25 protein-coding genes are annotated in these 21,227 nt (G+C 48.5%); 3 read left to right on the forward strand and 22 right to left on the reverse strand.

Annotated features, from left to right (window positions below; genetic code table 11):
- Positions 1 to 3: 3 nt before the first annotated feature.
- From atpF to upp, 7 genes are all read right to left on the reverse strand, one after another.
- Positions 4 to 513 carry a F0F1 ATP synthase subunit B gene (gene atpF, locus CHH53_RS00575; RefSeq protein WP_369819849.1) on the reverse strand — a complete coding sequence of 170 codons (510 nt, stop codon included), beginning with the start codon at positions 511 to 513 and terminating at the stop codon, positions 4 to 6.
- Between the two features lie 128 nt (positions 514 to 641).
- Complete coding sequence (gene atpE / locus CHH53_RS00580; RefSeq protein ID WP_095214177.1) at positions 642 to 848, reverse strand: F0F1 ATP synthase subunit C; 207 nt, start codon at positions 846 to 848, stop codon at positions 642 to 644.
- 34 nt (positions 849 to 882) lie between these two features.
- The gene (gene atpB / locus CHH53_RS00585) at positions 883 to 1,611 is read right to left on the reverse strand and encodes a F0F1 ATP synthase subunit A (RefSeq protein WP_095214178.1); all 729 of its coding nucleotides are present in this window, start codon (positions 1,609 to 1,611) and stop codon (positions 883 to 885) included.
- 21 nt (positions 1,612 to 1,632) lie between these two features.
- Positions 1,633 to 2,010 (reverse strand): ATP synthase subunit I, encoded by a 378-nt coding sequence (locus CHH53_RS00590; protein ID WP_369819850.1) that lies wholly within the window; start codon positions 2,008 to 2,010, stop codon positions 1,633 to 1,635.
- 440 nt (positions 2,011 to 2,450) lie between these two features.
- Positions 2,451 to 4,634, reverse strand: coding sequence for a S8 family serine peptidase (locus CHH53_RS00595; protein WP_095214180.1), 2,184 nt, complete (start codon positions 4,632 to 4,634; stop codon positions 2,451 to 2,453).
- A 67-nt stretch (positions 4,635 to 4,701) separates the two neighbouring features.
- Positions 4,702 to 5,856, reverse strand: coding sequence for a non-hydrolyzing UDP-N-acetylglucosamine 2-epimerase (wecB, locus tag CHH53_RS00600; protein ID WP_095214181.1), 1,155 nt, complete (start codon positions 5,854 to 5,856; stop codon positions 4,702 to 4,704).
- A complete protein-coding gene (upp, locus tag CHH53_RS00605; RefSeq protein WP_095214182.1) occupies positions 5,843 to 6,472 on the reverse strand; it encodes a uracil phosphoribosyltransferase in 630 nt (209 codons plus the stop codon). The genes wecB and upp overlap by 14 nt, the downstream gene beginning before the upstream one ends.
- Positions 6,473 to 6,537: 65 nt before the next feature.
- Between upp and CHH53_RS17205 the strand changes: the two genes are divergently transcribed.
- Positions 6,538 to 6,708 (forward strand): hypothetical protein, encoded by a 171-nt coding sequence (locus tag CHH53_RS17205; RefSeq protein ID WP_158221436.1) that lies wholly within the window; start codon positions 6,538 to 6,540, stop codon positions 6,706 to 6,708.
- 237 nt (positions 6,709 to 6,945) lie between these two features.
- Positions 6,946 to 7,155, forward strand: a complete 210-nt coding sequence (locus tag CHH53_RS00610) for a hypothetical protein (protein ID WP_143594445.1) — start codon at positions 6,946 to 6,948, stop codon at positions 7,153 to 7,155.
- A 95-nt stretch (positions 7,156 to 7,250) separates the two neighbouring features.
- Here CHH53_RS00610 and CHH53_RS00615 read toward each other — a convergent pair whose 3' ends face one another.
- Genes CHH53_RS00615 through CHH53_RS00635 form a run of 5 tightly spaced genes read right to left on the reverse strand, consistent with a single transcriptional unit; the run spans position 7,251 to position 11,512 of the window.
- Positions 7,251 to 8,486: a serine hydroxymethyltransferase gene (locus CHH53_RS00615; RefSeq protein WP_095214184.1), complete on the reverse strand. Its 1,236-nt coding sequence runs from the start codon at positions 8,484 to 8,486 to the stop codon at positions 7,251 to 7,253.
- Between the two features lie 46 nt (positions 8,487 to 8,532).
- Positions 8,533 to 9,072 carry a TIGR01440 family protein gene (locus CHH53_RS00620; protein WP_198946005.1) on the reverse strand — a complete coding sequence of 180 codons (540 nt, stop codon included), beginning with the start codon at positions 9,070 to 9,072 and terminating at the stop codon, positions 8,533 to 8,535.
- 14 nt (positions 9,073 to 9,086) lie between these two features.
- Positions 9,087 to 9,527 carry a ribose 5-phosphate isomerase B gene (gene rpiB, locus CHH53_RS00625; protein ID WP_095214186.1) on the reverse strand — a complete coding sequence of 147 codons (441 nt, stop codon included), beginning with the start codon at positions 9,525 to 9,527 and terminating at the stop codon, positions 9,087 to 9,089.
- Entirely contained in the window at positions 9,481 to 10,857 is a 1,377-nt protein-coding gene (locus CHH53_RS00630) for a methyl-accepting chemotaxis protein (protein WP_158221437.1), read from the reverse strand. Before CHH53_RS00630 ends, rpiB begins: the two co-directional genes overlap by 47 nt.
- Before the next feature lie 49 nt (positions 10,858 to 10,906).
- Positions 10,907 to 11,512: a low molecular weight protein arginine phosphatase gene (locus CHH53_RS00635; RefSeq protein WP_095214188.1), complete on the reverse strand. Its 606-nt coding sequence runs from the start codon at positions 11,510 to 11,512 to the stop codon at positions 10,907 to 10,909.
- 127 nt (positions 11,513 to 11,639) lie between these two features.
- On the opposite strand from CHH53_RS00635, the gene CHH53_RS00640 reads away from it, so the two are divergent.
- Entirely contained in the window at positions 11,640 to 11,834 is a 195-nt protein-coding gene (locus CHH53_RS00640) for a hypothetical protein (RefSeq protein ID WP_095214189.1), read from the forward strand.
- 37 nt (positions 11,835 to 11,871) lie between these two features.
- Here CHH53_RS00640 and CHH53_RS00645 read toward each other — a convergent pair whose 3' ends face one another.
- The 10 genes from CHH53_RS00645 to fsa all read right to left on the reverse strand — a co-directional run bounded on the left by CHH53_RS00645 (position 11,872) and on the right by fsa (position 20,997).
- Positions 11,872 to 12,888: an L-threonylcarbamoyladenylate synthase gene (locus CHH53_RS00645; protein WP_095214317.1), complete on the reverse strand. Its 1,017-nt coding sequence runs from the start codon at positions 12,886 to 12,888 to the stop codon at positions 11,872 to 11,874.
- Between the two features lie 72 nt (positions 12,889 to 12,960).
- A complete protein-coding gene (locus CHH53_RS00650; RefSeq protein WP_095214190.1) occupies positions 12,961 to 13,329 on the reverse strand; it encodes a hypothetical protein in 369 nt (122 codons plus the stop codon).
- 63 nt (positions 13,330 to 13,392) lie between these two features.
- The gene (spoIIR, locus tag CHH53_RS00655) at positions 13,393 to 14,019 is read right to left on the reverse strand and encodes a stage II sporulation protein R (RefSeq protein WP_095214191.1); all 627 of its coding nucleotides are present in this window, start codon (positions 14,017 to 14,019) and stop codon (positions 13,393 to 13,395) included.
- 119 nt (positions 14,020 to 14,138) lie between these two features.
- A complete protein-coding gene (prmC, locus tag CHH53_RS00660; protein ID WP_233134730.1) occupies positions 14,139 to 15,020 on the reverse strand; it encodes a peptide chain release factor N(5)-glutamine methyltransferase in 882 nt (293 codons plus the stop codon).
- The gene (gene prfA, locus CHH53_RS00665; protein WP_095214192.1) at positions 15,001 to 16,071 is read right to left on the reverse strand and encodes a peptide chain release factor 1; all 1,071 of its coding nucleotides are present in this window, start codon (positions 16,069 to 16,071) and stop codon (positions 15,001 to 15,003) included. The genes prmC and prfA overlap by 20 nt, the downstream gene beginning before the upstream one ends.
- Positions 16,072 to 16,134: 63 nt before the next feature.
- Complete coding sequence (locus CHH53_RS00670; protein WP_095214193.1) at positions 16,135 to 16,707, reverse strand: thymidine kinase; 573 nt, start codon at positions 16,705 to 16,707, stop codon at positions 16,135 to 16,137.
- 184 nt (positions 16,708 to 16,891) lie between these two features.
- Entirely contained in the window at positions 16,892 to 17,137 is a 246-nt protein-coding gene (locus CHH53_RS00675; protein ID WP_095214194.1) for a type B 50S ribosomal protein L31, read from the reverse strand.
- Between the two features lie 133 nt (positions 17,138 to 17,270).
- Positions 17,271 to 18,557, reverse strand: coding sequence for a transcription termination factor Rho (rho, locus tag CHH53_RS00680; protein WP_095214195.1), 1,287 nt, complete (start codon positions 18,555 to 18,557; stop codon positions 17,271 to 17,273).
- 449 nt (positions 18,558 to 19,006) lie between these two features.
- Entirely contained in the window at positions 19,007 to 20,293 is a 1,287-nt protein-coding gene (locus tag CHH53_RS00685) for a UDP-N-acetylglucosamine 1-carboxyvinyltransferase (RefSeq protein ID WP_095214196.1), read from the reverse strand.
- 92 nt (positions 20,294 to 20,385) lie between these two features.
- On the reverse strand, positions 20,386 to 20,997 hold the full coding sequence (gene fsa, locus CHH53_RS00690; protein ID WP_095214197.1) for a fructose-6-phosphate aldolase: 612 nt from the start codon (positions 20,995 to 20,997) through the stop codon (positions 20,386 to 20,388).
- Between the last annotated feature and the right edge of the window lie 230 nt (positions 20,998 to 21,227).

Consider the following 21,227-nt stretch of genomic DNA (forward strand, 5'->3'; position numbering starts at 1 on the left):
GGCTTATCGCTCCAATTCTTTCACATAGTCACTGATAAGCTTATCCTGATCTTCGGAGGAAATTTCCTTCTCGATGATCTTGCTTGCGATCTGTACGGAAAGGGAGGCCACTTGTGCCTGCAATGCCTGCATCGCTTTTTCCTTTTCGTTGGCGATATCTTCGACCGCCGCCTCTTTCAGGCGCTCAGCCTCGCGGCGTGCTGCAGCGATGATATTCTCTTCCTGCTGCTGAGCCGCTTTTCTGGCTTCTTCTATAATGGACTGTGCTTCAGCACGCGTCTGTTTCAATTCTTCCGCAGCCGTTTTTGCTGCTGCTTCAGCATCCTTGCGGCTTGTTTCCGCCATATCGATTTCATTCGATATGTACTCCTGACGGTCCTGCATGACTTTCATCAATGGTTTCCATGCAAACTTCTTCAGAAGCAAAAGCAGGATGATAAAGCTGATAAGTTGAACCAACATGCTACCGATAGGTAATCCACCTACTGCAGCACCAATCGTAAGTGTTTGCAACTGTGCCACTCCTTTCGAGCTGAACTGTCATTTTCCCGATCCTTCGGGCTTTACAAAAAGAATGGCGAATATTCAAGACATAGAATTTCGCCATTCATTCAAATTATAGAGTACTTGCGATAAGTGAATTACATTACCATGAACGCGATAACTAGAGCGAAGATAGGGATGACCTCTACTAGTCCGATACCGATGAACATTGTAGTTTGCAGTCTTCCAGCAAGTTCTGGCTGTCTAGCGATTCCCTCTACTGTGCGGCTAACGATCAAACCGTTACCAATACCTGCGCCTAGTGCGGCTAAACCAATTGCAATTGCAGCTGCTAATGAACTCATGTTAAATTTCCTCCTTATATTTAAGAAAACTGTTTTAATGTGCTTTTGATACTTTGTGCGACATGTAATTCATCGTCAGCACAAGGAATATATAAGACTGGATTGTCCCGATGAATAAACTGAAGCCCTGCCATGCGACCATCGGCACAACTGCCGCGATCGTCGTAAATGGCGGATAGGAACCAGCCAGGGACTCCCCAATCAGGGATAACAATACTTCCCCTGCAAAAATGTTACCAAAAAGACGCAATCCAAGCGTTAATGTATTCGCTACTTCCTCGATCAAATTCATAGGAAGCAGGAATGGCACCGGCCGGAGATAGCCCTTGAGGTACCCTTTTCCACCTTGCATCTTGATTCCATAAAAATGGGTGAGCAAGATGACCATCGTGGATAATGTGATAGTGGCTGCAGCATCGGATGTGGGTGATTTCCACCAAAGATCGTGGCCTACTACAACCATGACGATGACACCAAGCATGTTACTGACAAAAATGTACATGAAAAGCGTCAGACCCAACGGGAGGAATTGCTGTCCTGTCTTCCAGTCCATTGCGTCGCCAATCACTTTCTTTACGAAGTCGACTAGCATCTCCATCACGTTCTGGAATCCACGAGGCCTGCGCTGCAGGTTCCTGCTGCCCAGTACACAAATGATAAAGACTATTACAGAGGAGATGATGGTCATCAGAGATGTCGACAAGTTGAAGTCGAGCCATTCGATACCGAATGCATTATTCCACATTGGTGATCCGTGATTCAATTAAATTCACCTCTTTCGTTACTAGTCTTTTAAACTCGTGAAGAAACTATCTATAAAGATAATGATGTAGCCAGCAGCTAAACCAATAACCACTGCAGTAAGATGAAAATAAGCGTCGAAACGAAGTGCAAGCATCACTGCCAGCACAGACGCTGCCATGCGGGATAAGGTGCCTAAGGTCGGTATTCTGCCATGTGTAGCGGCAGCTTCAGTGAACTGCCTTACTTTCCGTTGGAGAAGCCACATGGAGAAGAAGCTGACGGAGGTCCCCAGAAACAATCCGAGGAAAATGCGCTGGTACGGGGTGAAGCCCGCCCCAAGCATCAAAAGTGCCAGTAGATATAGCATCCATTTGTATTGTCGTGCACGGATCATCTTATTGACTTGCTGCATCTTCATTACTCCCATGCGTCTAAGACATACATTCACTGCTTTGATACTTATGTATGGAAAGCGGCAAATACAAGAAGGATGGATAAACCTGCGAACCATAAAAAGTATATAATAATAGCTAGTCCACCATTATTCTTCTACTGCGCCGGTGTATTGCCTGATCGACAGGGACGCTGCGCGCAAATCACGCCTCACTTATCATACAAGCTGCCCACCACACGCAATGTATAGAATACAATAGGCCTATTCATGGTGTCAATACAAGATTGTGAAATAAATTACAAAGTTAATAATTACCTTCCATGACAACATTGGATGCGCTTCCACTATGGCGTATAAGCAAAGGTCTATCCGTCTTCAAACGCATAGGGCTTCGCTTACTATTATATAGGATTATCGACAGCTCATATATGACAATTCTGTGACACATACTTCACTTGTCTGTACTATTTACCGAGCATCTGGTCTGACAAATACAATGGCAGCTCGATATTCACATACTTTCCATCCTCTGTGCGAAGCTGGACCATTGCCAGATAGACACCGGGCTTCCCGGCCTCCCTTTTACTCATGCTTCCTTTCAGCAGCCCTGCATCCACATGTTTTCTAATCAGAAGCCGCCTGTCATGGATAAGTGTATCCGGATCATACAAGTCTATCCGAAGTTCAGCAGCACCTTCCGGCAAATAGATCTGATAACGATATTCACCTTTCCGGTCGAGAGGCTTCCATTCCATCTCGAGCCCCATCGCCTTCGGATAATCCGCTTGCTTCACAAGAAATAAATAAGGCAGCTGCAGCTCCAGTTTACCATACTTGGCCGCTAGATAGCCTTGATGCAAACCAGCCTTCTGAATATCAGGATTGACAGAAAGACCGATTTTCATTCGTTTTGTTTCATGCGGATTCACTTTAACGTTCATTGGCAGCTGCCAGCGGATTCCGCTCTCCGCTTTTGGAGGATCGAACTGCAGCTGCTGCTGGACGTCACTGACATTATGGACAACCAGTGTATACTCAGCTTCCTGCTTTGAATCGAACTTTCCAAACCGAAGCAATGGATTTTCGATGATCAACGGTGCGGCAATCGCTTTTGCCGGCTGCATTTTTCCCATGCCTTGCTCGATGGGGTCATAGGGTGTCCCATCAGGCTTCAGGAGCTTCTGGGCTGTTGTCAGCAACGCACCGATTTGCTGCGCGTCTGTCCATTCCGGATGTGCTTCCTTGACCAGTGCGAGCGCGCCGGCCACATAAGGGGCAGCCATACTGGTACCTTGCAGTGCCTGATAGCCGGAGCCAGGTACGGTACTCCAAACCGGTGCCCCAGGTGCCGCTATCTCCGGCTTGATTGCCCAGTTCCTGGTGACAGGACCCCTCGAACTGAATGCGGCCATCCGGTTCTGAAGCTCTATCTGCCTCGCCGCCAACTGGACAGTCCCCTCATTTTCCAGGAGCCATTGGCCGTCTTTTTTTGTCACAGCGGCAACCGGAATGGATATCGGCTCCTTCCCATCTTCAATCGAAGCTTCCAAAGGACCGCTTCCATCATTATAAATAAGGACAGCAGCTGCATTTGCACGCTCGGCCGCCCTGGCTTTTTCTGCAAATGGAATTTTCCCTCTTTTAAATAGGACAATCCTTCCTGCTGCATCGGGAAGCTCTTTTTCTCCTGTACCGCCATCCAATATAGGCAAAGATCGGCGCTGCTGCCACGGTTCCGATCCTTGAAGCGGCACTATCGGAATCAGTTTCTTATGGAAGCTTTCATGTAAAACGGCTGATTTTTGGGGAGTTGTGATGGCACCGACAGACAATGCCTTGGTCGCAGTCGCCGGGGATCCCACCGTCCAATTGGCTGGCCCCTCATTGCCATTGGCTGTCACGACACTCACTCCCATTTCCACCGCTTTATTCACCGCAAGGCTTGTCGGCCAATCCGGTCCATTGACGGAACTTCCCAAGGATAGATTGATGATATCCATTTTGTCTTCCACGGCTTTCTCGATGGCTGCGATCACTTGGACCGATGTTCCGGTTCCGCCCGGTCCCAATGCTCGATAGCTATATATCTCGGCATCGGGGGCAATGCCTTTCATTTGGCCATTTGCCGCGATTATACCAGCGACATGCGTCCCATGGATGGTTGCCTCCCCTTCTTTTGGCGTTGTCTCCATTGGATCATCATCCCAATCCACCACATCAAAGCCGCCTTTATAATTTCGCTTCAAATCAGGATGCTTGTAATCGATGCCGGTATCGATTACGCCGACCTTCACCCCTTTGCCGGTCACACCCGCTTCTTTTGATCCGAGGAACTCCTCTGTCACAAAAGGAATATCTCCTTCCCTCGAGGTTGCCTCATAGGTTTGTACAGGATGGATATGCAGGAGATGACCCTTCTGAAACAATACACGCAGCTGCGCATCTGTCCCGCGGAGTGCCAATCCCTGGAACAGGGTATCGAATTCTTCCACGATTTCAATGAATGGGTGATGCAGTTCCACATACTTGCGATAGGCAGCTGCATCCTCATCCAGTTCAATGATCACTGTCCTTTGCTCAGCTGCCTGAATCGGCTGGAAACCTGTCATGATGAATACGAATATAAACAACAAGCTGAATCGTTTCACAGCCTCTCCCCCCCTGTGCCATTAGGATGCACGAGTGATGACTCCCTATACAAAAAAACCAGCTGACTCAGTCAGCTGGTTCAAAAGGTGCAGGAGGTTCCGCCTGCAACCCGAAATAATATTGGAGATAATCTGCGATTCGTATCGAAGCCTGTCCATCCCCATAAGGATTGGATGCTTGTGACATTTCTTCATGGGCTTGTTCATCTGTCAGCAGATGATCAGCCATATCGAATATCGTTTCTTCATCCGTTCCGGCAAGCTTCAGCGTTCCGGCTTGAATTCCTTCCGGACGTTCTGTCGTATCCCGCAATACAAGCACAGGAACCCCAAGGGACGGCGCCTCTTCCTGTACGCCTCCGGAATCCGTCAGAAGCAAGTATGCCCGGGAAGCAAAGTTATGGAAATCGATCAGCCCAAGCGGATCGATCAGCTGAATCCGTTCATGGTTCCCAAGGATCCGATCCGCTATTTCACGTACAGCCGGATTCAAGTGCACCGGATAGACGATCAGTGTATCCGGATGTGCATCTGCAATTCTTCTGATTGCAGTGAACATATGCTCCATATTCTCACCAAGATTCTCCCGCCGATGAGCCGTGACAAGCACCAAGCGTCTGCCATCCGCCTGCTCCAGGATGGGATGCCGATAATCCGGTGCAACGGTAGTCTTCAAAGCATCTATCGCCGTATTTCCTGTAACCGCAATGGTTTCTGCGTCCTTATTTTCCTCAAGCAGGTTTTTTCGGGCTTGGGCAGTCGGGGAGAAATGCAAATCGGCAATCACACCGGTCAGCTGCCGATTGAGCTCCTCTGGAAATGGTGAGTATTTATTCCATGTACGCAAGCCTGCTTCGACATGACCGACTGGAATCTGGTTATAATAAGCAGCCAGCGATGCCGCAAAACTCGTAGTCGTATCACCATGGACGAGAACGATGTCCGGCTTTGCTTCCTGGTAAATCTTTTCCAGTCCTTCCATCACCTTGGTTGTGATATGCGCCAGGCTCTGCCGTGCTTTCATGATATTCAGATCATGGTCTGGCTTGATATCGAATATATCCAGGACTTGATCGAGCATCTCACGCTGCTGCGCCGTCACCGTCACAATCGTCTCGAACTGCTCCGGCCGCTTTTTCAATTCAAGCACAAGCGGAGCCATCTTGACCGCTTCGGGTCGCGTCCCGAAGACTAGCATGACTTTCTTTTTACTTGGTGCCATACAGACGGTCCCCTGCATCGCCAAGACCTGGTACGATATAGCCATGATCATCCAGCTTTTCATCCAGAGCAGCTAAATAGATATCCACATCCGGATGCTCCTTCTTGATCACTTCCACGCCCTCAGGTGCTGCAATCAGGCACATCAGCCGAATCTGTTTCGCCCCGCGCTTCTTCAGGGAGTGGATAGCATCATTGGCAGATCCACCCGTTGCAAGCATCGGATCGATGACAATCAATTCACGTTCTTCAATATCAGAAGGGAGCTTGATATAGTACTCCACCGGCTGCAGTGTCTCCGGATCACGATACAAACCGACATGCCCCACACGAGCAGCTGGAATCAGACGCAGGATACCCTCTGTCATCCCAAGACCGGCACGCAATATCGGCACAAGACCGATTTTCTTCCCAGCAAGTACCTTCGTTTTCGTTTCCACGACAGGTGTCTGGATCGTAGTCTCTTCCATCGGCAGATCACGCGTGATTTCAAACGCCATAAGCGCCGCGACCTCATCCACCAGCTCGCGGAATTCCTTCGTGCCTGTATTCTTATCGCGTATGTACGTAAGCTTATGCTGAATTAACGGATGATCCAAAACAAAAACATTACCCATTCCGAACACTCCCTCTAAAAATATTCAAATCTTTAATAGTATACAGAAAGAGAATAAGGAACGCAATGAAAACCCGAAAAGCGGAAAAAGCCGGTAAGGAACGGAGAAGGAAGCCAGAAAGCTCGGAGGTAGGCGCATTTTCCTTCCGCAGGGATTTATCGCTTCCGGCGCAGTTCCTGGCTTTTGGAGCTGGACATCTACCGAAAAGCGGAAAATGCCGGGCAGGAACGCGTTGAGTGATAATGAAGTAAAATTTTCATAATATAGAAGGGTTTTATGTTATATTGGGAGTGCATAGCCAATTCCAGATAAATGGAATTCATGAATCACTTTGATGATTTGGATTGTACAAATGAGGAGGGAGGGTCCACCGCTATATGAGTGCGCTGATTGTAGTTCCTTTATATTTTATTGCTCTATCTATCATTTTCAGTTCTTTCAAAAGGAAGGAATCTAAAAGTACGAAAGGTGAAATGGCAAATTATAAAGCAATGAGCTTCTCAGCAGTTATTTTCCCTATCGGATGGTCCGTCATGGAAGTCTATGGGCGATTCGCCCCATCTCTTTCATTGGAGGTTTACCGTAATTTCATGACGATGTTATTGCCAATCACAATCATAGTCTACGGCATTTCCCTATTTTTATTGCGTAAAGGTCTGAAAGATACAAAAGCGATGGAATGAAAACTTCTGCAAAAATATCCTCCCATGCTCCTTGCTCCAGCAAATTTTTATTCACATACAAAAAAAGACAGCCGTGCACGGCTGTCTTTTTTCGCTTACTTATAAAGCGGGAAACGATCAGCCAACGCTTTGACGCGGCCTCTCACTTCTTCGAGTTTGGCTTCATCATCATGATGTTTCAATGTATCGGCAATGATACCGGCAAGCTCATCCATTTCCGCAAGCTCAAATCCGCGGGTAGTGACGGCTGCTGTACCGATGCGGACACCGCTTGTGATGAATGGACCCTCTTTGTCGAATGGAATCGTGTTTTTATTCGTTGTCACACCGACTTCATCCAGGGCATGCTCAGCATCTTTGCCCGTTAGACCCAGCTTGCTCACGTCAAGCAGCAGCAAGTGGTTGTCTGTACCGCCTGATACGAGACGAATGCCTTCTTTTGTCAGACCTTCCGCCAACCTCTGTGCATTATCGACGATTTGCTGTGCGTAAGCTTTGAAATCATTATCGAGGATTTCCTTGAAGCTCATTGCTTTTGCTGCGATGACATGCATCAACGGACCGCCCTGCATTGCCGGGAAAACTGCTTTATCGATCTGTTTAGCATACTTTTCCTTTGTCAGGATCATACCGCCGCGCGGCCCGCGTAATGTTTTATGCGTCGTTGTCGTGACAACATCTGCATAAGGAACTGGCGAAGGATGTACGCCCGCTGCCACAAGACCAGCGATATGCGCCATATCAACCATAAGATACGCACCGGCTTCGTCAGCGATTTCACGGAATTTCGCAAAATCGATGACACGCGGATAGGCACTGGCACCAGCTACGATCAGCTTCGGCTTCACTTCGAGCGCTTTGGCACGCACTGCTTCATAATCCAGCTGCTCTGTTTCCTGATCCACACCATATTCCGTGAAGTTATACAGCTTACCGCTGAAGTTCACTGGACTGCCGTGAGTCAGATGGCCGCCATGACTGAGGTTCATGCCCAGAACTGTATCACCTGGCTCCAAAAAGGCAAAATAAACAGCCATATTCGCCTGTGCCCCGGAGTGCGGCTGTACGTTGGCATGTTCTGCACCGAAGATTTCCTTGGCTCGGTTGATTGCCAGATTTTCTGCTACATCAACATATTCACAGCCGCCATAATATCTGCGGCCAGGATAGCCTTCCGCATATTTGTTCGTAAGTACGGAGCCTTGCGCTTCCATGACAGCCTGGGATACGAAGTTCTCGGATGCGATCAGCTCGATTTTGTCATGCTGGCGTCCTCTCTCGTCTTCAATAGCTTGGAATAGTTCTGGATCATTCGCTTGAATATGTTTCATCGAAACATGCCTCCTCGTGTATTGTTGATGTATGTCGTCGCCGATGTCAGTCAGGGTACACAGCCCTTGCGCCGCCGATCAGTTTAGGTCTTGTATAGGCTGTATTGATCCGGGCACCGCCAATATAGCGCTGTTTCAGACGGAATGGTACTGCCACAGGCTTCAGATGCATCCCTATCATCGTCTCCCCGATATCCATTCCTGCATCCGCCCGGATATCTTCGACCAATACAGGGTCCTCGAACTGCTCATAAGCGCAAGCAGCCATGCTTCCACCGGCTCTTGCAACAGGTTTCGCGGAAACTTCGGTCAAACCGTATTGCCGACTGATATGCTTCTCTACTACAATAGCACGATTTAAGTGTTCACAGCACTGAAATACGAGATTTATGCCAGTTTCTTTTTTCAGCCATTCCAGCTGCTGGTAAAGCAGTTCTGCAATTTCCATATTGCCGGCACTGCCGATCCGCTCCCCGGCGACTTCGCTTGTCGAACACCCGACCAGGAATAAATCCCCTTCATGTAAATGTCCGCATGATGCAAGCTCTCTTACAACGATCCTGGTGTGATCTGCGATTGCTTTCATGTACATCCTCGCTTTTACTTGTTTTCGTATTCGGTGATTTTATTCACGCGGTTCTGGTGCCGTCCCGCCGTGAATTCCGTTCCCAGCCATGTTTGAACGATTTCGCGTGCCAAACCAGGACCGATCACTCGTTCACCCATTGCCAACATGTTGCTGTCATTATGTTCGCGGGTGGCTTTGGCACTGAAAACATCGTGTACAAGAGCTGCCCGGATTCCTGGTACTTTGTTTGCCGAAATACTCATACCGATTCCTGTACCGCAAATCAGGATACCGCGATCGAACTCGCCGCTTGCAACTCTCTCCGCTGCCGGTATCCCGTAATCAGGGTAGTCTACGGAACCTTCGCAATCACAGCCGGTATCCTCAAATTCGATATTAAGCTCCGTCAAAAGATCTGCAATTTCCTTACGAAGATTTACTCCACCGTGGTCTGATGTCAGAATCACTTTCATTTTGTTCATCCTTCCTTCCGAATTCCGCATGTTGTACGGATGCTTGTTTTGATAACTGGAACTGTTTCATCTGATTCCTCAGCTTGCCTGCCTGTTCCTCAAGCGATGCTGATAATTGTTCAAGATTGTGCATGACGGACGCTTGATCCTGTACAGATGCACTCACTTCCTGCGCACCGGCGGATGCCTGTTCTGCCAACTGCGCCACATCCTTGGACTGTTCCGTAACCGAAGCGATCTCTTCCCGCTGCTGCTGGGTAAGCTTCCCTATCTCCCGGATCGAAGAGGCGACCTGCGTGATGGCAGCTGTCATTTCCTCCATGACTACGCTGCTTTGGGAGCCTTTTTCTGCTTCACTCCGGGCCAGCGCCAACTGTTCATCGATCTCCGTCACGACCTGTCCGATATTCTGCTGGATTTCCTTGATGTTGACGGAAATGTCCTGTGCTGCCTGCCTGCTTTCATCAGCAAGTTTCCTGACCTCCTCGGCCACGACTGCGAAGCCCCTGCCCTGCTCGCCTGCACGCGCCGCTTCGATGGAAGCATTGAGTGCAAGTAGATTCGTTTGTTCTGCGATGTCACTGACAAGGAGGATGATCTGCTCGATTTGCGACGCATTCTTCTCAAGCTGCTTCACATTCCCGATCGAATGCTCCTGCTTCTTGGCAATACGCTGAATACCATGCACCAAATCCATTACCACTTCCTGCGAACTGTGTAATTTCCCAACCATGCCATTGGATAAATCCTGGGAATGGTCCGCTTTTGTACGCACATCCTCGGACAAAGCCGTAGCGTTATCAAGAGACTGTACAATACTGCCGACTGCCCCGGAGGTAGACTGAGCTCCCTCGGCCATAGTCTGCATGATCTCATCGATCTCGATCACCTTTTCAGACGCAGTCAATGTTTCATTTTGAATCCGCTTGGCATACTGATCATTCGCCTTTGCATTTGCATCGATGTCACTGATCACCGTTTTCAGGTTATGGAGCATTTTTTGGAAAGCACTTGCCAATGCACCAATCTCATCATTGGAATGGACAACCTCCCATTCTTCATCCAGGCTGCCATCCGCCGCCTTTGTTGCAACCCTCTCCAAATCCTTCAAGGGTTTCGTAATGAAACGCGCTGCTGAAAAGGCAAGTATCCCGGTCCACACCACACCTAGAAAAAGGGTGAGCAGGACGAGCACTGGGGCGGCGACATCCCAATATCGCTGTACAAAGGGGTGCACGATATAAATGAATAATGCACTGACACTATACGTCACCAATGCCAAAACCGTGGCGAAAATCGCCAGTTTGAAACGCAGACTGAAGCTTTTCATGACATAATCCACCATCCATGCTGATATTTTGGTATGAGAGTCTTTTTACCTACTTCTCATTGTGAATCTTTTCTGCCAATTTATCAACATAGAATTCCAATTCATGCAGCGTATCCCGATAAACTTCCACGGACCGTCCGAAAGGATCCATGATATCGGCCGCCGGCATACTTGCCTCAAGCTCCTGGATATACTGGATCTCCTGCTGATGGGCGTGCATGAAATCACTTTGGAAATCATCAGGATCCCCTTGGTAGCTGCTGGCGAAACGGACTCGCTTCGTTTCCAAGTCGGCATAGGCTTCCTGCAGGGATTTCCAGGATCCGGCAGCCTCCTGGGAAGCATACTCCGGCAATGTGTACAGTTTCCCGGCAGCATGCGGGTACTGCTCCAGCAACAGCTGCTTATGCTGTTCTGTCATCGTCAGGATCAAATCTGCCCAATCCACTCGTTCTTTCGTGACAGGCTTGGATTGGTGGTCGAACAGCACTCCCGCCTCTTCCATGACTGTCACCGCCTGATGGGAAGCAGGGGATCCGTCATGGGCGAATATACCAGCTGACTGTACCTCCACCTGCGGAAGCCGTTTCCGTACAAGTGCTTCTGCCATCGGGCTTCTGCACGTATTGCCAGTACAAACAAATAATAGTTTCATCCAGATATCTCCTTGCTTCTAAAATGGTGCTACTAGTAGTATACAACAGGTGAAGCATTCTTACATGTCATGGGAATGGAACCTTTATTGCTTTTTAATCGTGATCGGGAAGTGGAGGTGGGAAGGAATGCGAGGAAAAACAGCCGTCTTGATAAGCATCATGCTATTTTATTGTGTAAGTGCAATCTCCATTCTATATCGAAATGATATTATTTCTTCCTCAATCGGCCATTATGGCAATAAGTCCTTTAGGAAAGTAAGAGAAACTGACCAGATTATGCCGGCATCCGGCTATATCATCTCCCTCCTTGTATTGGAATAAAAAAAGGAACGTGACCATCAGGCACATTCCCTTTTCCTTATATCCATCCTGTCGCGGCTTTTTCCAACCGATTCATGATAGCTGTGCCGACCCCTGTCTTTTCAAAGCTTTCACAAAGGATTATCGATACATCCGATTTTTTGAAATGTCGGAGTGCATCATAAAGATGTTCCGCCACTGTGGAAAGATCTTGTCTTGTCCCGCAGATTTGAACCTGCTCATCCTTCAGCATCTGCGCAAGCTCCTCCGTGGCAATGATACCGACTTTCTCACCAGCTGCAGTAAGCTTTTCCACATGCTGCTGCATATTCCCATCCACCAGATACAGCGGGGCCTCCGGCGCATAATGCGTATATTTCATCCCGGGTGCTTTTGGTTTCTCCTTTTCATTGCCTGCCAGTCCCGGATCCACCATCACCGTCCCGATCACCTCCTGGATTGCTTCCGCCGTTACACCGCCTGGCCGGAGAATCACCGGCACTGCTTCCGTACAGTCTACCACGGTAGATTCCAAGCCGATACCTGTCGGGCCTCCATCCATGATTCCGGCAATACGTCCATCCAGATCTTGGGTCACATGCACCGCTTTGGTCGGACTCGGCCTGCCAGAGATATTCGCACTCGGCGCGGCAATCGGCAAAGCCACTTCCTGCAAAAGACGCAAGCCCACCGGATGACTTGGTATCCGGACACCGATGGAACCAAGACCGGCGCTGACATTCGGCGCCACTGCTCCTTTACTCTTCAATATAAGTGTAATCGGGCCCGGACTGAATGCTTCCAAAAGTTTGTACGCCACTTCCGGAACGTCTTCGACAAGATCCTTCAGCTGATGTTTATCCGCTACATGGACGATGAGCGGATTATCAGATGGACGTCCTTTGGCTTCGAATATTTTCCGGACAGCTTGTTCATTCGTTGCGTCAGCACCAAGGCCATAAACTGTCTCGGTCGGAAAAGCAACAGCTTCCCCTTTCCTAAGAAGGGCTGCTGCCTCCTCCATTGCGTTTGTGTCGAGAGACTGCTGCGAAACAGTCCAATGCTTCGTTTCCATCATGGATCAGATGCTCCTTCTGCTAAATATCACTATGAGCTATGATACCACATGGAATGCCATTCCCCAATGTCAGAGCGTTTTCTCCCACCAGCCTTGCTTCGGTTCAAAACCGTATAGATCCATCAGCTGATCCAGCGATTCATGATGACTGATCAGCCGCAAGCTGCTGGCCTCACGCCTCCTAGCTTCCATGCTGGCAAGCTCCATGCAAGTCAAAATGATGGTTCCATTGGCTGGCGGCCTGACGTACATGGAGTGGATCCGGACAGCCTTGTCCTGCTGTTCCAAGCAGAAAAAAGCGCGCCACCCATTCGCCGTGTCTATGATATAGCCTTCTTCATACAGCTTCTGCTGCTCCATTTCCCACCGGGGCAGACTGTTTCCGAAAAAAACATCCAGTTCGGAAAGCTCGAATGCTTTTGCAGGTATCAACTGCACAAAAATTCCTCCCGTCTACTTCTGGCTGATAGAGTATATGAACGGGAGGAACACGATATGAATCTAGCTGAACCATTCCAATAGGAAAAACTTCACCTTCGGCTTTTCTTCCTCGGGCGTCTCCTCCGCAGCTACATCCACAGGCTCTGCATCGGCATTTCCTTCTGCCTCCGCCACACTCGTACCGCTTGAGAAATCCAGAAAGCAAAGGGGCGGGAACAGCACACACCACCAGTTTTCGCCTTCTCCTTCTCCAAGGGTGATCAATACAGCTTCATATTGACCAGCCGGATACAAATAGGAACCATAAAGCTTTGCCGGAAAAGAAATCCTGTCACTATATTCCACATTGAATCCCTGGGCTTTCCCTTGCTCATTCAACACACGGGCAACAGTCTTCTTGATTTCTGGGAGCTGCTCTTCTATAAGCTTCCGAGCTTCTTCGATATCCGTCATATCTTTTACCCAGCTATTGATCTGGGCATTCACTTCATCGCGGATGAGTCGCTTCAGCTCCTGATCTTCATCGGAATTACTATTAGCCAGGATGCGGAGACGAATCGCTTCATCCGGTATTTCTTTCACTGCTTGGGAATCATTGCTCACCTGAGCCTCTGTACCATTCCCCGGATAGAAGATATATAGGAATAATAGAACGATTGCAGTCAGGGAAAATAAAAGCTTCTTCATAATTGGTACCTCTTTCCTTTTGTTTGATGGTACCAGTATGAACAGCTTGGCCCAATTTAAACCTATGAATCTATCTTTTTGCATACAAAAAAGGACCGCGCCCCAAAAAGGACGGTCCCTTATTTTTGTATCCAAGCAAATACCATACGATCCTTGCCATTGATATCCTGTCTTACTTCCACTTCCGCCTCCGGGAACCTCCCTGCCAGCAAGTCACGGACTGCCCTTCCTTGCTGCCAGCCGATTTCAAAGGCGACGACAGCCGGAAAAGCGAGTACTTCAGGGAGCCCAGCTATGATTTCCTTATAAGCGGCAAGCCCTTTGTCGTCTGCAAACAAAGCAAGACCCGGATCAAAGTTTTTCACCGTGTCTGTCATATGTTCCTTATCCGCCTCATCAATATAAGGAGGATTCGAAACAAGCACATCGACGCGTTTGCCAAGCTCCCGCAGCGGCTCCAAATAGCTTCCGAGCTTCAACGTAAGGTCAGCTCCCAATGTACAGCTGTTGCTCTTTGCTATAAGCAAAGCGCGCTCGGAAATATCCGTGGCAATGACGGAAGCCTCCGGAAAAGCAAGCTTCAAAGAAGTGGCGATGATTCCGCTTCCTGTACCGACATCGGCAATTGTCAAATCACGCCCGGCAAGACGCTCTTTGATCATGGCTTCGACACCCAGTACCAGCTCTTCCGTTTCCGGCCTCGGAATGAGCACATCCCGGTTCACATAATAGCGCCTGCCAAGGAATTCCTCTTCTCCAGTCAGATGCTGCAGCGGAATGCCTGTTTTGGCATGCTCTTCAACATCTTTCCGGAAGGCGGCATAGAGGACTGGATCAATGGGCTCCCTCAGCTTCATCAACAGCGCAGTCTTATCGATTCCAAGATGGAATAACAGTAAATGCTCCGCCACCCTGTCCTCCCGGCTGTGGCTTTGTAAATACGCCGCCGCTTCCTGCAGCGCCTCCATGAGGCTTGGCTGGTTATTCTCCGATTTGCTCAAGTTTTCTTGCCTGCTCTTCCATGATCAATGCGTCGATGACTTCATGGAGCTTTCCTTCGAGGATTTGGTCCAGCTTCTGGATGGTAAGCCCGATCCGGTGATCCGTCACCCGGTTTTGCGGGAAATTATATGTCCGGATACGTTCCGATCGGTCACCTGTACCTACAGCTGATTTCCGTGCATCATCATATTCAGCCTGGGCTTCCTGCTGGAACTTATCATATATCCGGGCACGCAGGATTTTCATGGCTTTTTCTTTGTTCTTGATCTGTGATTTCTCATCCTGCATCGACACGACGATCCCGGTCGGCATGTGCGTCAACCGGACCGCGGACATCGTCGTATTTACGCTTTGTCCCCCGGGACCGCTGGATGCGAATGTATCCACCCGGATATCCTTATCGTGGATGTCCACTTCGACCTCTTCCGCTTCCGGCATCACCACCACTGTCGCTGTCGACGTATGAATACGGCCGCCGGACTCCGTTTCCGGCACACGCTGGACGCGATGGGCACCGTTTTCAAATTTCAGGTTGGAATAGGCATTTGCGCCGTTGATCATGAAGATGATCTCCTTGTAGCCGCCTACTCCAGTAGAAGTCGCTTCCATCAACTCTGTTTTCCAGCCTTGTGTTTCTGCGAATCTGCTGTACATACGATACAGATCGCCCGCGAACAGCGCTGCTTCATCTCCGCCAGCTGCGCCGCGAATTTCCATGATGACGTTTTTATCATCATTCGGATCCTTCGGCAGCATCAAAATACGCATCTGCTCTTCCAATTCCGGCAGGCGCGGTGACAATTCGGCAATCTCTGCTTTTGCCATTTCCAGGATTTCCGGATCCTTTTCCTCGGCAAGCATCGTTTTGGCGTCTTCCACCTGTGCGCTGATATCTTTGTATTCACGATAAGCCTGCACGACGTCTGTCAGCCCAGCTTGCTCTTTGGAGAACTCGCGCAATTTATTCGTATCACTGATCACATCCGGATCACTTAATAATTCGTTCAATTTCTCATATCGGTCTTCCAGTGCTTGTAAACGATCTAGCATATCGACACCTCTTTCCTTGCTTTATTATAGCTTCTCCCCGGGTCTTGGGCAATCGAGTAAAGGTCAAAGCGGCGGGTTGCTGTGGCATCTGCGGCAGACAGGATAATAAGAGTCATTGCCGCCGATCTGTATCTGATCTCCTGTGTATACAGGCTTGCCATTGTCATCCACCCGCAGGTTCATGGTTGCTTTCCGTTCGCAGAACCAGCAAATGGTCTTCATCTCCTCGATCTTATCTGCATAAATGAGCATATATCGGCTTCCCTCGAACAGCTCATTCTGGAAATCATTCTTAAGACCGAAGCCCATGACGGGAATATCGAATGCATCGACGATTGCGGCCAGCTGAAGCACATGCTCCTTGCTTAAAAACTGCACTTCATCGATCAATACACAATGCGGTGTCGGTTCATGCTCTTTCACGATTTTCAAGATATCGGTTTCCTCGAAAATCGGAATGGCCTTACGGCGCAACCCGACTCGGCTTGAAACATATCCGACTTCATCCCTTGTATCGATGCCGGAAGTGAATATTAGAACCGACTTGTTTTGCTCCTCGTAATTATTGGCCACTTTCAGTATTTCGATCGACTTCCCGCTGTTCATTGCGCCATATTTGAAAAATAATTGTGCCATGTCATTTCTCCTTGTCAAATAAAAAAGATAGTGCCGAAGTACACTATCTTTATCCATACTATATCTATCCCACTTATGTATATCTGGATGATCAGTGTACATGCAATGGTAACTTGGAAAGGCATTAGAAGCAGAAAAAACAGGCAAAGGGTGTTTGCCTGTTTCTTCTTCATATCTCAAGCTATTAGCTCAAGTTGTATTTCTTCTTGAAGCGATCTACGCGGCCGCCAGCTTTATCAGCTTTTTGTTTACCAGTGTAGAACGGGTGAGAAGCTGAGCTGATTTCCACACGAATCAATGGGTAAGTGTTGCCATCTTCCCATTCGATTGTTTCGTCGGAAGTTTGAGTAGAACCAGTCAAGAATTTGTAGTCAGAACTAGTATCTAGAAATACAACTTTGTTATATTTCGGATGGATTTGTTCTTTCATTCGTTAGCACTCCTTTTTGCCCTGAATCCCTAGGAAACAGAGTTTATTGTGAGAGACCGATAACTGTCGTGAAAGCTCACATAACGTGATTATAACAGTCTCCCCATTCCAATGCAAGAGGAAATCAATGTAATCAGGCGCGCTTATTCGTGCCTTTTCGTTTCATTTCTTCTTCCATATTTGCAAGGAACTCCTCATTGTTCTTGGATGCCCTTAAACGACGCAGGAAGCGTTCGGCAAAGTCCTGGGAATCCTGCATGGTTTTACGGATCGCCCACATCTTATCCAGCTGTCCCTTAGGTACGAGCAGCTCTTCTTTCCGTGTACCGGAACGAAGCATATCGATTGCCGGGAAGATACGTCTTTCGGCAAGGGAACGATCCAAATGCAGCTCCATATTGCCTGTCCCTTTGAATTCCTCATAAATGACATCGTCCATCCGGGATCCTGTATCGACAAGTGCCGTTGCAAGGATCGTGAAGCTGCCGCCTTCCTCGATATTACGGGCGGCACCGAAGAAACGTTTCGGACGGTGGAAGGCTGCTGGGTCGATACCGCCGGAAAGCGTGCGTCCGCTCGGCGGAATGACCAGATTATATGCACGGGCAAGGCGCGTGATGCTGTCCATCAGCACGATGACATCCTTTTTGTGCTCGACCAAGCGCATCGCACGTTCCAATACTAGCTCCGAAACCTTGATATGGTTTTCCGGTACTTCATCGAATGTGGAGCTGACCACATCGACATCGGGATGAACGGAGCGTTCGATATCCGTCACTTCCTCCGGGCGTTCATCCACAAGCAGGATGATCAGCTTGGCATCGGGATGATTGGTTGTAATGCTATTTGCAATCTGTTTCAGCAGCATTGTTTTACCTGCTTTTGGCGGAGCTACGATCAATCCGCGCTGACCGAAACCAACCGGTGTCATCAAATCGATGATGCGAGTTGAAATTTTACGGGTCTCGGTTTCCAGCTTCATCTGCTTATCCGGATACAAAGCTGTCAACGCAGGGAAATGCACACGCTCCTTCGCCACTTCCGGATCCTCGTTATTCACTGCATCCACATGCAGGAGACCGTAATAACGCTCGTTCTCTTTCGGCGGACGGACCTTGCCGGAAACCTTATCCCCATTACGTAAATCAAAGCGTCTGATTTGTGACGCACTGATATAGATATCCTCCGCGCTCGGAGCATAATTGATCGGCCGCAGGAATCCGAAACCTTCTGATGGAATGATCTCCAGGATACCGTCCATGAAAAGAAAACCATCCTTTTCTGCCTGCGCTTTCAGGATAGCGAAGATCAATTCGCGTTTTGTCAGTTTCGCATAATAGGAAACACGGTATTCACGTGCCATCGCGTATAATTCTTTCAATGTCAATGTTTCTAGATGAGAAATGGATAGTTCAGCCACAAAATCACCACACCTATTGTATTTAAGGACTTGTCCTTATCTATTTGGCTGTATAAATCATGATCCTTCATTGGTGCTTCAAAACTGGTGGAATCTAATTCAATCTTGGACCGAGAGAGGTGCAAGGTTTTGCTTGAGTCCCCGCATAGCTCTGGAAGAAAAGGAAGGATGGTAGTGTATAACTAGAATAGAAGATTATAACTATCATTTTTTACCACAATACAGCTTTTTTAAACTTGCTGCGTTTTTTAGCATAACTAATAATACATTTTCGCACTTGAATATTCAACTGTATTTTTCAGTTGAATGAGGGATTCAAAAAAGACTGGCTCGCGCCAGTCTTTTCATCATGAAGTTCAGACGACAAAATTCGATTTTCAAGCAGGACACGTATGGGACAGACCAGCTGCTCATCACCTGCTTTGTACAGCCTTTTGTTTTCTGCATGATCAGGAATTCTGAAACTGTTCGACTTCTTGTTCACTCATATCTTCCCGCCATATGTTGGCACCCAGTGCATGGAGTTTATCCGTGATATGTTCATAGCCGCGATCTATATGCTCCACGCCTGTGATTTCCGTCACACCTTCAGCCATCAATGCAGCGATGATCAATGCCGCTCCGGCCCGAAGATCACTGGCTTTCACTTTGGCTCCCTCCAGCTGTACAGCACCAGTGACGATGGAGGCTCCGCCCTCCACTTTCACCTGCGCGTTCATCCGCCGCAGTTCGTCGATGTGCTTGAAGCGAGCTTGATAAATGGTATCCGTTACGACACCCGTCCCATGCGCTTTGGTCAATAAAGCTGTAAAAGGCTGCTGCAGATCGGTCGGGAAACCAGGATAAACCAGAGTCTTCACGTCCACACTATTCAGCCTTGCCCCTGGGCGCACAGTCAGCTGTTCCTCGCCTTCTGCGATCTCCACGCCCATCTCCCGCAATTTTGCCAGCAAGGACTCCAAATGCTCAGGGATGACATTATCAATGACAACCTCTTCCCCTTGGGAAGCTGCAAGGATGATATAGGTTCCCGCCTCGATCCGGTCAGGGATGATCGTATGATGGCAGCCATGAAGATGATCCACACCCTCTATGCGAATCACGTCGGTGCCGGCACCTTTGATTTTCGCTCCCATACTGGTCAAAAGGGTGGCCACATCGACTATTTCCGGCTCCTTTGCCGCGTTTTCAATCACTGTCTTACCCTTCGCCCGCACTGCAGCAAGCATGATATTGATAGTCGCACCAACACTCACCACATCCAAGTAAATACGTGCTCCGCGCAGTTCATCCGCTCGCAGGTAGATCGCCCCTTGCTCATTTGTCACCTTTGCTCCCAATGCTTCAAAGCCCTTGATATGCTGGTCGATAGGTCGAGGGCCCAGATAACAGCCGCCAGGCAAGCCGATGACTGCCTGCTTGAATCGTCCGAGCATCGCTCCCATGAAATAATAGGAAGCCCGGAGTTTCTTCACTTTTCCGTTCGGAAGAGGCATGGACGTCATGGCAGATGGATCGATCGTAAGACCGTGATCGGTATTGGATACTTTGCCGCCGATTTCTTCAAGCAAGTGACTTAACGTCTCAACATCTGAAATTTCGGGCAGCCCTTCTATTGTTACCGGAGACTCAGCCAGTATAGCAGCAGGAAGCAGTGCGACTGCACTGTTTTTCGCTCCGCTGATCTTTACTCTTCCTTTAAGAAGGTTTCCGCCCTCTACTAATATTTTCTGCATAAGGAACTCCTCACATTTAGGATAACAGCAACGTTAGTTTCCTCTATTTTACCATAATTATACTATATACAACTGTTACAGTCTGCAAGAAATCATTCGATTCCAGCATCTGTCAACGGATGCTCGACCAATTTCCTCAGAACCTCAAAAGAAACGGTCGCGATATGCGCTCCCTGCTTCGCAGCCTCTGTTACATGGATGGGATGCTGGATGGAAGCAGCAATGATCCCTGTCTTGATCTGATGCCGGTTGAAAACATCCGCTATGACATCAAGCAGTTCCATTCCGCTATGACCGATATCATCGAGCCTCCCGATGCATGGCGATACATATGTAGCCCCGGCACGGGCAGCCAGCAGCGCTTGATTCATATCAAAGATCTGTGTCACATGCGTCTTTATATTCAATCCAGATAAGATTTTGACTGCTTTCAGACCTTCTATTGTCATCGGTATTCTCACCGTGACATTCGGAGAAATCCCGGCAAGGGCCTTGCCTTCTGCCACCATTCCGTCCGCTTGCTCCGAAACAACCGCTGCATCGACAGGGCCTGACACCTCTTCGGTCATCTCCCGGATCCTATCATGAAACGACACATTCCCGCCAACCATCGACATCGGTTTTATCGCCACCCCCGCCAATACACCAAGTGCATCGGCAAGCTTGATTTCCTCCAGGCTGGCAGTCTCCAAAAAGAATTTCATCTTTTCCACCCCTTAAGCAGTTCCGAAGTAGTTTATGCAGGACTCCCTGTATATGGCAAAGGGTTTACATCAAATTCTTCGATTTCCACTCTCTTTTTCAATCCCTATTCCATAATAGCACTGTACAGTTTTTTCACCGATTCCTGTTTTTTTAAACTGTTTTTTGTTCTTTTGAAGGATTCGTTTCTGGGGGATCCGCTTTTCATTTGATGTCTAGCTGCGAAATCCAG

This window comes from Terribacillus sp. 7520-G, assembly GCF_002271665.1.
In the GTDB taxonomy this organism is placed as follows: Bacteria; Bacillota; Bacilli; order Bacillales; family Amphibacillaceae; genus Terribacillus.